Here is a 15,743-nt window from a genome sequence, read left to right on the forward strand (position 1 = left end):
GGCACAAGCCATGTTTACTCATTTTTGCATTACATATAGTAATGGCTCATGACGTCTCTCAGCCGCAAACTCCTGCCCTCCACCAGCGCGCTTGCCGCCTTCGATTCCGTGGCCCGGCTCGGCAGTTTTTCCGCTGCCGCCGATGAGCTGGCGCTGACGCAAGGGGCGATCAGCCGGCAGGTTATGTCACTGGAAGAACAGCTTGGCGTGCGCCTGTTCGAGCGCGGCGCGCGGGGCGTGGCGCTGACGACCGAGGGGCGCGCTTATGCGAAATCCATCGCCTCCGCCCTTGGCGAGATACGCTCCGCCTCGCTGCAGATCATGACCAAAACGCATGGCAATACGCTGAATCTTGCCATGTTGCCCACCTTTGGCACCCGCTGGCTTTTGCCGCGCATCCCGGATTTCGTGGCGAACCATCCCGAAATCACCATCAATTTCGCCACCCGCATCGGCCAGTTCGACTTTGAGCGGGAGCAGCTGGATATGGCGATCCATATCGGCCAGGCCGACTGGCCGGGCGCGGAAAGCACCTTTCTGATGCATGAAATGGTCGCGCCGGTCTGCAGCCCGCAATTCCTCAGCGCCCACCCGGTGGAAAAGGGCGAGGATATCGCGGCGCTGCCGCTGCTGCACATGGCGTCACGGCCGGGAGCATGGGGCCACTGGTTCGAAAGCCTCGGCCTTTCGCTCGCTTTGCCGCAGGGCATGCGGTTCGAGCAGTTCTCCAGCGTGGCGCAGGCCTGCATCGCCGGGCTTGGGGTGGCGCTGATGCCGCTGTTCCTGATCGATAACGAGCTGAAGTCACGCCAACTGGTCAAAGCCTTCGATCATCAGGCCAAAAGCCCCAGTTCCTATTACGCGGTGGCGCCGCTTTCGCGCGCCAATCACGTGCCGGTCGTGCTGTTTCGCGACTGGCTGGTGCGGCAGGTGGAGGCCTATCACGCTTCCCGTAACGCGCCCCTTTCATAAACTCGTGGCAGAGACGGTTTAACTGATCCTGACTCTCACACCGACAAATGCCGGCGGGGGGAGGGAAATTCGCGGCAAATCGGGTTATGAAATCGGTCATGAAATCAAAGAGGCAGCGCGGCCGGCCGGCGCATGAGGATATTCTGACGCCTGCCGAATGGCGGACCGTTCATGCCGCCCAGCACGGCATGACGAACCGCCAGATTGCCAGCCGCCGCGGCATCAGCCTCGATGCCGTGAAGTTTCATATCGCCAATGCGCTCGGAAAGCTTGGCCTCGACAACAGGAAAATGCTTCTGCGCTGGTTTGCTGTGCCGGCCGACAGCGCCTTGCGAAAACAGGAAAAAACGATGCATAAAAATATCGCGCTTGGCGCCATTGGGCAGATATCCCGTTCCGTCAGCGATCTGCCGCTTGCCGAGGCCTGGTATCGCGATGTGCTGGGTCTGGCCCATCTCTATACATTCGGCGATCTGGCATTTTTCGATTGCGGCGGCACCCGGCTCTTCCTGTCGGTCGACGGGCGGGGGCCGACAAATTCGGTCATCTATTTCAGGGTGGATGATATCGGTGCCACCTATGAAAGCCTGTTGGCATGCAAGGTCGACTTTAAAAGCCCGCCGCATCTCATCCATCGTCATGGCGATGGAACCGAGGAGTGGATGGCCTTTTTCAAGGACCCCGATGGCGGCCTGCTGGCGATCATGTCGCAGGTCAGGCCGCAGCAATGATCCCGTCCGGCCGGAAATGCGAAAAAACAAAGAGTTAGAACGTTTTGGCGATTCGAGGAAAAGCCAAAACGCTCTAACGGTTTTACCCGCCCGACAACAATCCTTGCCGTTTCCGGGGATAGCTCCTGATTTTTATCACCTGCGGACTCGACAGGGCATCCCCGCTCGACTATCCTGATTAAACGTTTAATCAGACCTTCCGGACCATCAATGGCGTCGTCACGGCCTGCCACCAATCTGAGCGCGATAGCAGCGGCACTCGGCGTGTCGGCGGCAACCGTGTCCAATGCGCTGTCAGGCAAGGGCCGCGTTTCGCCTGAGCTGGTGGAGCGCATTCGCAAGACGGCAAGCGAGCTGGGCTATGTGCCGAGTTCGGCGGGCAGGGCGCTGCGCACTGGCAGGAGCGGTGTTCTCGGGCTCGTTTTGCCGGATATCGCCAATCCGCTTTTTCCGCAGATCGCGCAGGCCATCGAGAAGGCGGCCGTCACCGCCGGTTACGGCGTGCTGATCGCCGACTCCCGCGGTGAGATCGCCATGCAGACGGACGCCATTAACCGGCTGATCGAGCGCGGCGTGGATGGCATGGTCATCGTTCCCCGCCGTGGCACCCGCATTGCCGATGTCGATTGTCCCGTGGCGGTGATCGACAGCCCCTCGACACCGGGCAATACCGTTTCCGCCGACCATTGGGATGGCGGCCGGCAGGTCGGCGAATATCTGGCGGGACTTGGCCATCGCAAGGTGGTGCTGGTGGGCAAGAACCGGGATTCCAACGTGCAGAACGACCGTCTTGGCGGTATTCGCGATGGTCTTGGCAAGGGCTGCGTGACGGAAACGCTTTGGGTGGATGGCATTGAAAAGGCGGGCGGCGCGGGTTGCCTGCTTGGCCTTGCCGGCAAGGTTGCGAGGGGTTTTACCGCCTTTGCCGCCGTGTCTGACCTGCATGCCCTGCGCGCGCTCACCGAATTGCAGCGTGAGGGCATTGAGGTGCCGGAAGAGGCGAGCGTTACCGGTTTTGACGATCTCATCTTTTCCGCCGTGGTCACCCCGCCGCTGACGACCATGCGCATGGATATGGGCCGCATCGCCGATCTCGCCGTCGGGGCGCTGCTGCGCGCCATCGATGGCGCGGGCGAAAACGGCGTCACCATCGATGTGACGGCGGATATTTCGAAAGTACCGATGGCGCTGATCATGCGCGGCTCCACCGGCAAGGCAAAGCATGATGCGATTGAAGCCAAAAAAACGACAGCAGGAGAACTCATACCATGAAAAAAATCATTTTTGCATCGGGCACCGCCCTGATGCTGACGATGGGAGCGGCGCAGGCTGAGGACAAGACGCTGACGATTTCCGTCTACGCCTTCGCGCAGGATGAATTCAAGGAACTGGTCTATACGCCGTTTGAAGCCAAATGCGGCTGCAAGCTGGTGGTCGAGACCGGCAACAGCGTCGAGCGTCTTGCCAAGATGGAAGCCAACAAGGCCAATCCGGTGGTCGATCTCGCCATCGTCTCCATGGCCGATGCGCTCTCCGCCACCCGCAAGGACCTGATCCAGAAAATTGACGCGTCCAAGGTTCCGAATATCGAAAACCTCTATGACATCGCCAAGGACCCGAATGGCGACGGCATGAGCGTCGGCGTCAATTTCTACGCCACGTCCATCGTCTACCGCACGGACAAGATGAAGATCGACAGCTGGGCCGATCTTTTGAAGGATGGCATCGTCGATCACGTCGCCTTCCCGAATGTCACCACCAATCAGGGCCCACCGGCGCTTTATATGCTCGGCAAGGCCATCGGCAAGGATACGCCTGATCTTGCCGGCGCCATCGAGGCCGTGGGCGAGAAGAAGGACGATATCGTCACCTTCTACGTCAAGTCCTCGCAGCTGGTGCAGCTGATGCAGCAGGAAGAAATCTGGGCAGCGCCGATCGGGCGTTTCTCCTGGGCGCCTTTCACCAAGCTTGACCTGCCGCTCGCCTGGGCAACGCCCAAGGAAGGCCAGACCGGTGGCATGAACGTGCTTGTCGTGCCGAAGGGTACCAAGAACGAGGAGCTTGCGCTGCAATTCATGGATTTCTGGCTCTCGACAGACGTTCAGAAGGCGCTGGCGGAAAAGCTGGTGGACAGCCCGACCAACAGAGAGGTTAAGGTGTCCGACGAGGTGGCGAACAACATCACCTATGGTGATGAAACCGCCCGTAGCCTGCAGCTCATTCCGTCCGACGTGACGCTCGATAACCGCGACAAGTGGCTGTCGGAGTGGAATTCTAAGGTCGGCCAGTAAGTCCCTTCACCGTTTGGAATGGGGCATCGAAACGTCCGCGCGGGCGGCTCCATTCCGGGAAAAGCGGTTCGGTCGTCCCCTGACCGCTTTTCCACCCTTTTGATCGTAGGCCGGCGCGTCTGGCGAACCCAATGGCACCAAGCTCAATGATTTCGTGTTTTGGCCCACCATACACTCCCTCATTCCTGTGACAAGCACAGGAATGAGGGGGGTAGTGATCGGCCTCAACTCTTGCTGCATTCGCCAAACTCCAACCACAGCCGGCGCACACCGACGCTGCCGTTCAGGGAATAAACCCATGTTTCAGAACCGGGCCGAAGCACTGGCGCTTGCCTTGCCCGCCGCGATTTTCGCGGCGGCGGTCTTTCTTGTGCCGGTCTTCATGCTTCTGTCGGAGGGCTTCCACACCCCCGATGGCTGGACATTGTCGGCCTATGCGGCATTCTTTTCCGATCCGCTGAACCAGACGGTTTTCCTGCGCACACTCAAACTCGGCGCGCTCGTCACCGTCGTTTCGGCGGTGGTGGGATATGCGGCGGCTTTCGCCATCGTCAACCTGTCGCCGGGCAAGAAGGGCCATGTGGTCAATCTCGTCGTGCTGCCGCTGATGATTTCGCCGGTCGCCCGCACCTATGCATGGATCGTCATTCTCGGCAGAACCGGCATTGTCAATCAGGCGCTGCAGGCTGTCGGCCTGAGCGACGCGCCGATCCGCATCCTGTTTTCAGAAACAGCCGTTTTCATCGGCCTTCTGCAACTGTTCCTGCCGCTGATGATCATCTCGCTCATCAGCGCGTTGGAAAACATGCCGAAGGATACGATCGCGGCCGCCCGCGTTCTCGGTGCCAACTGGTTTCAGGTATTCTGGAAGATCATCCTGCCGCTCACCAAGGAGGGACTGGTCGTGGGCGGCACGCTGGTCTTTACCGGTTCGCTCACGGCCTATATCACGCCTGCCATTCTCGGGGGTTCGAAGGTGCTGATGCTGGAGACCCTGCTTTACCAGCAGGTCACTGTCTCCAACAACTTCGTCGCCGCCAGCGTCATCGCCTTCATCCTGATCGTCATGAGCTTTGCCGCCAATATCCTGCTGAAGCGCATCGCCACCGCAAGGAACAAGAAATGACCCGGCAGCTCTTCATTCCGCTCACGCTTCTCCTCGTTGTCGGTTTCCTCATCGGGCCGTTCCTCATCATCGTCGCGGCTTCTTTTTCGGCGGGCGATACGCTCGCCTTTCCGCCGCAGGGTTTTTCGCTGAAATGGATCGCCAAGGTCTTCACGGTCGAAAGTTTTCGCGAGAGCTTTGCCATGTCGATGTTCCTCGCCATCGGCGGCACGTTTACGGCGCTCATCCTCGGCATTCCCGCCTCCTACGCCATGTCGCGCTACAAGCTGCCTTTTGCCGAGACCGTGCGCACCATCGTTTCCGCGCCGATCATCGTGCCCGGCATCATCGTGGGTCTCGCACTGCTGCGTTATTTCGTCGTGCCTTTCGGCATCGGTATCACGCTTGCCTTGTTTCTCGCCCACACCGCGCTCATCCTTCCCTATGCGGTGCGCGTGGTGTCGGCCAGCCTCAATAATCTGCGGTCCGATATAGAGGAGGCTGCGGTGCTGCTCGGCTCGTCACGGCTTGGCGCGTTTTTCCGGGTGGTGCTGCCGAATATTCGCGGCGGCATTCTCTCGGCCTTCATTCTCGGTTTCGTGACGAGTTTCAACCAGGTGCCGGTGTCGCTGTTCCTGTCCGGTCCCGGCGTGCGCACATTGCCCATCGATATGCTGGGCTACATGGAAATCGTCTTTGATCCTTCCGTGGCCGCCCTTTCTTCGCTGCTCGCCTTCCTTTCCATCGGCATCGTCTTCATGGCCGAACGTTTCCTGGGGTTCTCCCGTTATGTCTGACGCAAAATACCTTTCGCTGCAAAAAATCTCGCTCGCTTATGGCGGCAATGTCGCCGTCAAGGATCTCGATCTCGATATCCGCAAGGGCGAGCTGCTCGCCCTTCTCGGGCCCTCCGGCTGCGGCAAGACCACGACGATGCGCGCCATTGCCGGGCTGATGCCGGTGGCAAGCGGGCGTATCGATCTCGATGGCGCCGATATTACCCGCGTCGCGGCCAACAAGCGCGCCGTCGGTCTGGTGTTCCAGTCTTACGCGCTCTTCCCGCATCTGACGGTCTATGAAAACGTTGCCTTCGGCCTGAAACTCAAGGGCATGAGCGGCAAGCCGCTGGAGGACAAGGTCGCCTCTGGCCTCAAATCGGTGGGCCTGTCCAATTTCGCTTCGCGCAGGCCGGCCGAACTTTCCGGCGGCCAGCAGCAGCGCGTGGCTTTGGCGCGCTCCATGGTCATGGAGCCGAAGGTGCTGCTGCTCGACGAGCCGCTCTCCAATCTCGACGCGCGTCTGCGGCTTGAAATGCGCACCGAATTGCAGCGTGTGCAGAAGGAAACCGGCGTGACGATGATCTTCGTCACCCATGACCAGATCGAGGCTTTGGCGCTGGCCGACCGCATTGTCGTGATGAAGGGCGGCAAGATCGAGCAGATCGGCACGCCGGAAGAGATTTATAACGCGCCGGTTTCGTCCTTCGTGGCGGACTTCGTCGGCTTTGAAAACATCTTCGCGCTTGATGGCGGCGCGTTGAAAACCGCAAACGGCACAACACCGCTTCCCGGACCAGTCGGTTCAGCATCCGGACTGGCCTGGCGGCCGCGCATGGTCACCCTAGGTTCAGGCCCTTTCCAGGGAACCGTGCGCGGCACATCCTTTGCCGGCAACAGCCGCGAATATCTGCTGGATACGCCGCTTGGCCCCATCAAGGCGGAAACCGATGCGGCGCTTGCCGCGCACGCCATCGGGGATACGCTCGCCTTCGACCTGCCGGTCGAAAAAGCGGCAAGCCTGAAGGTGTTTGGCTGATCATGGGCGTGTGGATCGATACCGATATGGGCTTTGACGATATCGCCGCCATCCTGGTGGTGCAATCGGCAGGCCTTGCCATCGATGGCATCTCGCTGGTCTTCGGCAATGCCACGCTGGAGGCCGTCTGCCGTAATGCCGCAGGCGCCGTTGCCGCCTTCGGCTGGTCGATGCCGATCCATCAGGGCCGCGCCATGCCGGTGCTCGGCGCGCTCGAAACCGCGCAGTCGATCCTCGGTGAAAGCGGCATTCCGACCGTCGGCCAAAACCTGCCGGATGCGCCGGCTTTGCCGAAAAGCGATGCCTTTGCAGCACTCTGCAATTGGCTGGAAGGGGCTGGGGAGAAGCGCATTCTCGCGCTCGGCCCGCTCACCAATATCGCCGCACTCTGCCTCGCGCGGCCCGATCTTGCCGCCAGAATTTCCGACCTGACCTGGATGGGTGGCGGGCTTAGCAGCGGCAACCATACGGCATCGGCCGAATTCAACGCCTTTGCCGACCCCGAGGCGCTGGCCATCGTGCTCGCCCACCGCCTGCCGCTGCGCATGGTCGATCTCGATGCCTGCCGCAAGGTAACGGCCTCACCGGCCGATGTGTCGCCGATCCGTAGTGCCGGCGGCAAAAATGCCGGGCTGATTGCCGATCTGCTGGAGGGTTTCATCGGAATTGCCACGAGCCGCGGCAGAGACGCCATGGCGCTTTATGATCCCGTCGCCGCAGTCGGCTTCATCTCCGATCATCTGGGCTGGCAGCAGGCACGCATCGATGCCGAACTTCATGCCTCGCTGACGCGGGGAAGAACCGTGGTCGAGACACGCGCGGAGAAAGTGACAGACTTTAACGCCCAGTTTGCCGTGACCGTTGATGCTGGAGCCGCGAAGGTGGCCATACTGGAGGCACTGCGTCGGGAGGCCTCCCGATGAGCGCGCAAATCCGCCTGGCGGAACCTGCCGATATCAACCATGACACCCTGCGCACCCGCGCGGTTGCCGCCGCGCGTGGTGACGCGCCTTTCGATGTACTCATCACCGGCGGAACGCTGGTGGATGTGGTGACGGGAGAGCTTCGCGCCGCCGATATCGGTATCGTCGGCCCGTTGATCGCCAGCGTCCACGAAGCGGCAAGCCGCAGCGATGCCGCGCAGGTCATCGATGCGGCCGGGGCCTATGTCTCGCCCGGCCTGATCGACACGCATATGCACATCGAAAGCTCGATGATCACGCCGGCCGCCTATGCGGCAGCGGTGGTCGCCCGTGGTGTCACCACCATCGTCTGGGATCCACATGAATTCGGCAATGTGCATGGCGTGGAAGGCGTACGCTGGGCGGCGAAGACCATTAAAAACCTGCCGTTGCGCGCCATTCTGCTCGCTCCGTCCTGCGTGCCCTCGGCACCGGGGCTGGAGCGCGGCGGTGCGGATTTCGACGCCACCATTCTGGCCGATCTCCTGTCCTGGCCGGAAATCGGCGGCATTGCGGAAATCATGAACATGCGCGGCGTCATTGAGCGCGATCCGCGCATGAGCGGCATCGTGCAGGCCGGGCTTGCCGCGCAAAAACTGGTCTGCGGCCATGCACGCGGCTTGAAGGATGCCGATCTCAATGCCTTCATGGCGGCGGGCGTCTCCTCCGATCATGAACTGGTCTCGGGCGAAGACCTCATGGCAAAGCTGAGGGCAGGGCTGACGATCGAGCTGCGCGGCTCGCACGATCACCTGCTGCCGGAATTCGTGAAGGCGCTGAATAAGCTCGGCCATCTGCCGCAGACGGTGACGCTCTGCACCGACGATGTCTTCCCGGACGACCTGTTGCACGGCGGTGGGCTTGATGATGTGGTGCGCCGCCTTGTGCGTTATGGTCTGAAGCCCGAATGGGCGCTGCGCGCCGCCACGCTCAATGCCGCGCAGAGGCTCGGTCGTGCCGATCTCGGCCTCATCGCTGCCGGCCGCCGCGCTGATATCGTCATTTTCGAGGATCTGAGCGGTTTTTCAGCCCGCCATGTGCTGGCCGGGGGTAGGGCGGTTGCTGAAGGCGGGCGTATGCTCGTCGATGTTCCGGCCTGTGATGCCGCGCCACTTGAGGGCTCGATGAAGCTGCCGTTGCGCAGCGCCGATGATTTCCGGGTTGCCTCCGAAGGCGTGAAGGTACGCCTCGCCACCATCGACCGCCCGCGTTTCACCCAATGGGGCGAAATGGAAGCCGAGGTGAAGGACGGTTTCATCGTTCCGCCTGAAGGTGCAACGATGATTTCCGTCACCCATCGCCACGGCAAGGCCGAGCCCACCACAAAAACCGGTTTCCTCACCGGCTGGGGAAACTGGAACGGCGCTTTCGCCACCACCGTCTCGCATGACAGCCACAACCTCACCGTTTTCGGCGGTAATGCGCAAGACATGGCGCTCGCCGCCAATGCGGTGATCGGCACCGGTGGCGGCATGGCCGTTGCCTCCGGGGGCAAGGTCACCGCGCTGCTTCCCTTGCCGCTCTCCGGCCTCGTTTCGAATGCGCCGCTGGAAGAGGTGGCGCGGGCTTTCGAGGAGTTGCGCGAAGCCGTGGGCAAGATGGTGGAATGGCAACCGCCCTATCTCGTCTTCAAGGCCTGCTTCGGCGCCACGCTCGCCTGCAATATCGGCCCGCACCAGACGGATATGGGCATTGCCGATGTGCTGACGGGGAAGGTGATGGAAAGCCCGATCATCGAGGTTTTACGATAATAACGTCAAGACCGGCTGCCGCGATGTCGCCGTCGCGGCAGCCGTACGTATCAGTTCACATTGTGAAGCTGTGCTTCGCCATTATGCAGAAAGCAGGCCTTGGTGAAGAGGCCCAAATCCAGCAGGTTGGGCAGGCGGATATCGCGCATATCGGGAAGTCGCTTGTTGTCAGGATCAAATGAGCGGTCAACCTGCGAGATGAATGCAAAAATGACGCCGCTCTTTTGTGCGAATTCCCTAAGGGCGGTTATCTGTTGTGACAGGTCCGGTTTGTGCCGCTGCTGGTCGAGTATCTGCAGATAATCGATCACGGCGAAGGTGCCGGGTTTGGCCGGTGACAAATGGCGGATGATATAATCCGCGCATATCTCCTCCGATGTCACGATCTCGGTCTCTCTCTGCCTGGCCACCTGTATTTCGATACGCTTTTTTGCCTGTTGCTCCGTCATTTCAAGTGTGAACAGAACAGATTGTCGCCCGTCTTCGGCTGCCGCGCGCAAAAGTTCAAATCCAAGCGCTGTCTTGCCCTGACCTGGGCGACCGGCAAGCAGAAGCATGTCGCCATCCACGGTGCGTAAAAACAGGTCGTCGGATAAGGAACCCGCGGCAACGTGAGCGGACAGCAGGCTCCACCTTGCAAATCCTTCTTCGCGCGCGATCTGGTCCAGCGCTTCGTGCAGGGGAATTGCATTGTTTCGGACCATGAGTTTGGCCCGCCGTTTTAATTGAAAAATCGGAGTAGAAAGTTTCATCAAAAGACCTCTATTGCGGGTCTGAAACGCAATCCCTCCTTATGCGAATGCCCGAACAGACGGTTCGTTGATGATATTACCCCGCATGTCGAATGCTTCCCCGAAAGGAGGGGGGAGGCGTGGGTCGAGCCTGTGCGCAGAATTTACCGCGCCCGATGATTCGCCACAAGCGTCCGAGGTGTTGCCGGTCGAAAATCGGCAGGCAGCAAATGGGGCTACTCCGCCGCCAGTTCCTGCTCAACCAGCGTCGCCCAAAATGCCACGCCCGGCACGATGGCCGCGTCGTTGAAGTCGTAGGAGGTGTTGTGGTGCAGCGCGCCATCCACCGCCGGGCCGTTGCCGAGCCAGACGTAGCAGCCGGGAGCTTCGCCGGCGAAGAAGGCGAAGTCGTCGCCGGCGGTCGAGGGTGGAAAAGCGGTGCGGGTTTTGTTGCCGAAGACGGTTTTTGCCGCCCGCAGCGCCCGTTTCGTTGCGTCCGCCTCGTTGATGACGGGCGGAATGCGGCGGATGAATTCGTAATGCGCCTCGATGCCGAACATCGCCGCCGTGCCGTTCGCCAGCCGGCCGATTTCCGCCTCCAGCTGGTCGCGCACGTCTGCCGCATAGGCGCGCGCCGTGCCGCCGATTTCGACGAGATCGGGAATGACGTTGAGCGCCTTCGGATCACCCGCCTGCACCGAACAGGCGCTGACGACGGCGGGCTGCAACGGATCGACGACGCGCCCGACGATGTTTTGCAGCGAGGCGAGGAAGGTGCCCGCCGCCGTCACCGGGTCGCGGCCGAGATGCGGCTTGGCGCCATGGGTGCCGATGCCTTTGAAGGTGACGCGCCAGCTGTCGGAAGAGGCGAGCTGCGGGCCTTCCACCACGGCCATCTCATTGATGCCGAGCCCCGGCATATTGTGCAGGCCATAGACCGCATCGCAGGGAAACAGGTTGAACAGCCCGTCTTCGACCATTTTTTTCGCGCCGCCCCGGCCTTCTTCGGCCGGCTGGAAAATGAAATGCACGGTGCCGGAAAAATCGCGGGTCCTGGCGAGGTAACGCGCAGCACCCAGCAGCATGGCGGTGTGGCCGTCATGGCCGCAGGCATGCATCTTGCCGGGAAATTTCGATTTATAGGGCCGGTCGGGCACCTCAGGCATGGCCAGCGCATCCATGTCCGCCCGCAGGCCGATGCTGCGGGTGCCGTTGCCCACCTGAAGGGTGGCGACCACGCCGGTGCCGCCGAGGCCGCGATGCACCTTCAGTCCGGCGCGCTCTAGAAGATCGGCGACGATGGCGCTGGTTCTTTCCTCTTCAAAGCCCAGTTCCGGATGCGCGTGCAGGTCGTGGCGAAGCTCCGTCAGGAATGGCAGGTCCTCGCCGATCCGGTCCAGCAGTCTCATGGGAAGCTTGTCCTTGAATATGGGAAAAACCCGCGTCATAGGTGGGTTTGTCCGAATGCCCGTTGCTTTTTTCTCTTCTAGAGCATTTCCAGCAAAACTGTGTAGCGGTTTTGCGTTTGGAAATGCGTGAAACGAAGAGCTGGAGTATTTTCGTGTTTCGTAGAAAACGAAAATACTCTAGCGGAAAAAGCCAATGAAATGAACCCGCAGCGTCTCTGCGGTTGCTGAAATGACAAATGTGCCGAATGGGATTGGCGCGGCCGAAAACCGCATTCGCCTTGCGCCATTCCGGTCCTGAAAGGAAAACCGATGCCGTCATCCGCATCGCCCGTCGCCCCGTCTCCCGCCGCGCCGCACGAGTTCTGGCAGGATATTCTTCCGCCCGGCACCTTTGTAACGGCAGGTCCGCATTCCACCTTCTTTCCGGCGGAACTGGATGACAACAGGCAGATCTGCCTGCCGATAAGGCCGCTCGCGGATGGCGAACATGCGCTCGCCTCGCTCATCGTCAATCAGGCCTCTTTTGAGGTGCTGGAGGCGCTGGCGGCCGATCTCGCCGCAAAGCTTCTTCCCTTCAAGCCGGATGTCGTCATCGGCCTGCCGACGCTGGGGCTGACGCTCGCCGCCGCCGTCGCCCGGCATCTCGGCCATTCCCGTTATGTGCCGCTCGGCACCTCGCGCAAATTCTGGTATCTGGAGGAGCTGTCGGTGCCCATGTCCTCCATCACCACAAGGCAGGAAAAGCGGCTCTATATCGATCCGCGCATGTTGCCGCTGATCGAGAACCGGCGGGTGGCGCTGGTGGATGATGTCATCTCCAGCGGCAGCTCCATCATATCGGGTCTTTCGCTGCTCGCCGCGTCGGGCATTCGGCCCGCCGTCATCGGTGCGGCCATGCTGCAATCGGATCGCTGGCGGGAAAAAATCGCCGCTTTCGGGCCGGAATGGCCGGAGCGGGTGAGGGGCGTTTTTTCCACGCCGCTGCTCACGAAAGCGGAAGGTGCCTGGCGCGCCTGACGTTGCGCAAGTTCCGGCAAAAGGCAAGTGGTGATAATTTCACCGGTGCCTAATTTCTATCTTGCGAAGCTCGAAGAGATCGTCCTAAGATCGCCTCCGACAGACAATAGCGGTCGGCGAATAATACGCTGGTTTGCTTTCGCGCGGTGTCATTCCGGCGTCTGCCCACCCCCGTTTGTTCTTTCCGATGACTGGAATTTCTTCCCATGCATGCAGTGTTCGACGGTCATAATGATGTGCTGCTTCGGTTGTGGCGCAACAGCAAGGCCGGTGCCGATCCGGTTGCGGAATTCAAAAACGGTACGCGGGAAGGTCATATAGACGGGCCGCGTGCAAGGGCCGGCGGTCTCGGTGGCGGCATCTGCGCCATCTATATTCCCTCCGGCGATCTCATTCTGCAGGAACCGGATGAAAGCGGCCATTACAATACGCCGCTCGCCGCACCGCTGGAGCGGCTGCCTTCGCTCGATATCGCCATGGAAAAGGCGGCGATTGCGCTGAGGCTGGATCGCGCCGGCGCCTGGCGGCTGTGCCGTTCCACGGCCGATATCCGCAAGGCCTTTGCCGAGGATATTTTCGCCGCCGTGCTGCATATGGAAGGTTGCGAGGCGATCGGCGCCGATCTCGATGCGCTGGAAGTATTTTATGCCGCCGGCCTGCGCTCGCTCGGCCCGGTCTGGAGCCGGCACAATATTTTCGGCCATGGCGTTCCCTTTTCCTATCCCATGTCGCCGGATACGGCGCCGGGCCTCACCGACGCCGGTTTTGCGCTGGTGAAGGAATGCAACCGGCTCGGCATTCTCATCGATCTCGCGCATATCACCGAAAAAGGCTTCTGGGATGTGGCAAGGACCAGCAACCAGCCGCTGATTGCCAGCCATTCCAATGCGCATGCTCTCACCCCCGTCGCCCGCAATCTCACCGATCGGCAGATGGACGCCATCAGGGAAAGCGGCGGGCTGGTGGGCCTGAACTATGCCGTGACCATGCTGCGCGCGGATGCGCGCGACATTGCCGATACGCCGCTTTCCGACATGGTGCGCCATATCGATTACATGGTGGAGCGCATGGGCATTGATTGCGTGGCGCTGGGATCGGACTTCGACGGCGCGACGATACCCGTCGGCGTTGCCGATGCGAGCGGCAACCACAATCTGGTTGCGGCGCTGAAATCGGCGGGCTACGGTGATGGAGAACTTGCTAAAATATGCCGGGAAAACTGGCTGCGTGTTTTGTCTGAGGCCTGGCACGAGGCGGCCTGAGAAGAGCTGAAGCGAACCAAATCAATCTCATAACAAAAGGGGAGATCCTATGATCAAATCGCTCAACAAATCCATGCGTATTCTCAGCACCAGCGCCGCTTTGTCGCTGATGATGCTGTCCGCACCCCACGCTTTTGCCGCCACCCCGGCCGATACGCTGGTCGAAGGTTTCGCCATCGACGACATTATCACGCTCGATCCGGGCGAGGCATTCGAACTCTCCGCCGCCGAAGTCACCGGCAACACCTATAGCAAGCTGGTTTCCATCGATCTCAACGACACGTCCAAGGTGATCGGCGATCTCGCCGAGAGCTGGACGACCTCCGAGGACGGCCTCACCTACACCTTCAAGCTGAAGTCCGGCCTGAAATTCGCCTCCGGCAATCCGGTCACGGCCGATGATGTGGCCTTCTCTTTCGAACGCGCCGTGAAGCTCGACAAGTCGCCGGCATTCCTGCTGACGCAGTTCGGCCTCAAGGGCGACAACGTCACCGAAAAGGCGAAGGCTGCGGATGCGAACACCTTCGTTCTGACGGTCGACAAACCCTATGCGCCGAGCTTCGTGCTGAACGTGCTCACCGCAACCGTCGCCTCGGTGGTCGACAAGAAATTCGTGACGGAAAAGGCCAAGTCGGTCACGCCGAGCGCCGATTACAAATACGACACGGATTTCGGCAATGAATTCCTGAAGACGGGTTATGCCGGTTCCGGTCCTTACAAGATCCTCGGCTGGAAGGCCAACGAAGCGGTGATCCTCGAGGCCAACCCGAATTATTACGGTGAGAAGCCGAAGCTGAAGCGTGTGGTTTATCGCCACATGAAGGAAAGCTCCGGCCAGCGCCTGGCGCTTGAAAACGGCGATATCGATGTTGCCCGCAACCTCGAGCCGGGTGACATGGAAGCGGTTTCCAAGAAGGAAGGCCTTGCCGTCACGTCCGCGCCCAAGGGCACCGTCTATTACTTCAGCCTCAACCAGAAGAACGAGAACCTGAAGAAGCCCGAGGTCATCGAGGCCTTCAAATATCTGGTCGATTATGACGCGATCGGTGCGACGATCATCAAGGGCATCGGCGAAATTCACCAGACCTTCCTGCCGAAGGGCCAGCTTGGCGCGCTCGACGAGAACCCCTACAAGCTCGACGTCGCCAAGGCGAAGGAGCTTCTCGAAAAGGCCGGCCTGAAGGACGGTTTCACCGTAAGCATGGATGTGCGCAACACGCAGCCGGTGACCGGCATTGCCGAAAGCGTGCAGCAGACGCTGGCGCAGGCCGGCATCAAGCTGGAAATCATTCCGGGTGACGGCAAGCAGACGCTGACCAAATACCGCGCCCGCACGCATGATATCTACATCGGGCAATGGGGTTCGGACTATTTCGACCCGAACTCGAATGCGGAAACCTTCACCATCAACTACGACAATTCCGATGAAGGCAAGAACAAGACGCTCGCATGGCGCAACGCCTGGGATGTTCCTGATCTGACCAAGGAAACCCAGTCGGCACTTCTGGAAAAGGACAGCGCCAAGCGCGCGGCGATCTATGAAAACCTGCAGAAGGAAGTTCTGGCGAAGGGTCCCTTCGTCATCATCTTCCAGCAGACGGAAGTTGCCGGTTATTCCGCCAAGCTCAAGGGCCTGAAGCTCGGCCCGAGCTTCGACACCAACTATGTCTATACGATCTCCAAGGAATGATCCGGAA

14 protein-coding genes are annotated in these 15,743 nt (G+C 60.6%); 12 read left to right on the forward strand and 2 right to left on the reverse strand.

The genetic code is table 11. The annotated features are described in order from the left end of the window. The first annotated feature begins 48 nt into the window (after window positions 1–48). From AC5YUO_RS23395 to AC5YUO_RS23435, 9 genes are all read left to right on the forward strand, one after another. The gene (locus AC5YUO_RS23395; protein ID WP_400814111.1) at window positions 49–972 is read left to right on the forward strand and encodes a LysR family transcriptional regulator; all 924 of its coding nucleotides are present in this window, start codon (window positions 49–51) and stop codon (window positions 970–972) included. A 98-nt stretch (window positions 973–1,070) separates the two neighbouring features. Then, on the forward strand, window positions 1,071–1,703 hold the full coding sequence (locus AC5YUO_RS23400; RefSeq protein ID WP_496155436.1) for a LuxR C-terminal-related transcriptional regulator: 633 nt from the start codon (window positions 1,071–1,073) through the stop codon (window positions 1,701–1,703). 210 nt (window positions 1,704–1,913) lie between these two features. Continuing rightward, a complete protein-coding gene (locus tag AC5YUO_RS23405) occupies window positions 1,914–2,975 on the forward strand; it encodes a LacI family DNA-binding transcriptional regulator (RefSeq protein ID WP_496155437.1) in 1,062 nt (353 codons plus the stop codon). Then, a complete protein-coding gene (locus AC5YUO_RS23410) occupies window positions 2,972–3,994 on the forward strand; it encodes an ABC transporter substrate-binding protein (RefSeq protein ID WP_496155438.1) in 1,023 nt (340 codons plus the stop codon). The genes AC5YUO_RS23405 and AC5YUO_RS23410 overlap by 4 nt, the downstream gene beginning before the upstream one ends. A 298-nt stretch (window positions 3,995–4,292) precedes the next feature. Further along, window positions 4,293–5,120 carry an ABC transporter permease gene (locus AC5YUO_RS23415; RefSeq protein ID WP_496155439.1) on the forward strand — a complete coding sequence of 276 codons (828 nt, stop codon included), beginning with the start codon at window positions 4,293–4,295 and terminating at the stop codon, window positions 5,118–5,120. Next, the gene (locus AC5YUO_RS23420) at window positions 5,117–5,896 is read left to right on the forward strand and encodes an ABC transporter permease (RefSeq protein WP_006315562.1); all 780 of its coding nucleotides are present in this window, start codon (window positions 5,117–5,119) and stop codon (window positions 5,894–5,896) included. Before AC5YUO_RS23415 ends, AC5YUO_RS23420 begins: the two co-directional genes overlap by 4 nt. Then, entirely contained in the window at window positions 5,889–6,914 is a 1,026-nt protein-coding gene (locus AC5YUO_RS23425; protein WP_496155440.1) for an ABC transporter ATP-binding protein, read from the forward strand. The genes AC5YUO_RS23420 and AC5YUO_RS23425 overlap by 8 nt, the downstream gene beginning before the upstream one ends. A 2-nt stretch (window positions 6,915–6,916) precedes the next feature. After that, window positions 6,917–7,837: a nucleoside hydrolase gene (locus AC5YUO_RS23430; RefSeq protein WP_496155441.1), complete on the forward strand. Its 921-nt coding sequence runs from the start codon at window positions 6,917–6,919 to the stop codon at window positions 7,835–7,837. Continuing rightward, window positions 7,834–9,627, forward strand: a complete 1,794-nt coding sequence (locus AC5YUO_RS23435; protein WP_496155442.1) for an adenine deaminase — start codon at window positions 7,834–7,836, stop codon at window positions 9,625–9,627. The genes AC5YUO_RS23430 and AC5YUO_RS23435 overlap by 4 nt, the downstream gene beginning before the upstream one ends. Window positions 9,628–9,677: 50 nt before the next feature. Here AC5YUO_RS23435 and AC5YUO_RS23440 read toward each other — a convergent pair whose 3' ends face one another. After that, the gene (locus AC5YUO_RS23440; protein WP_496155443.1) at window positions 9,678–10,379 is read right to left on the reverse strand and encodes a DNA helicase; all 702 of its coding nucleotides are present in this window, start codon (window positions 10,377–10,379) and stop codon (window positions 9,678–9,680) included. 215 nt (window positions 10,380–10,594) lie between these two features. Then, window positions 10,595–11,767 (reverse strand): M20 aminoacylase family protein, encoded by a 1,173-nt coding sequence (locus AC5YUO_RS23445; protein WP_496155444.1) that lies wholly within the window; start codon window positions 11,765–11,767, stop codon window positions 10,595–10,597. A 309-nt stretch (window positions 11,768–12,076) separates the two neighbouring features. Here AC5YUO_RS23445 and AC5YUO_RS23450 point away from each other — a divergent pair, with 309 nt between their 5' ends. From AC5YUO_RS23450 to AC5YUO_RS23460, 3 genes are all read left to right on the forward strand, one after another. Further along, window positions 12,077–12,784, forward strand: coding sequence for a phosphoribosyltransferase (locus tag AC5YUO_RS23450; protein WP_496155446.1), 708 nt, complete (start codon window positions 12,077–12,079; stop codon window positions 12,782–12,784). 206 nt (window positions 12,785–12,990) lie between these two features. Further along, complete coding sequence (locus AC5YUO_RS23455; protein ID WP_496155447.1) at window positions 12,991–14,046, forward strand: dipeptidase; 1,056 nt, start codon at window positions 12,991–12,993, stop codon at window positions 14,044–14,046. 49 nt (window positions 14,047–14,095) lie between these two features. Next, the gene (locus AC5YUO_RS23460) at window positions 14,096–15,736 is read left to right on the forward strand and encodes an ABC transporter substrate-binding protein (RefSeq protein WP_400814080.1); all 1,641 of its coding nucleotides are present in this window, start codon (window positions 14,096–14,098) and stop codon (window positions 15,734–15,736) included. Window positions 15,737–15,743: the final 7 nt, after the last annotated feature.

It is taken from the genome of Agrobacterium sp. LEGMi-208b, from assembly GCF_059511785.1.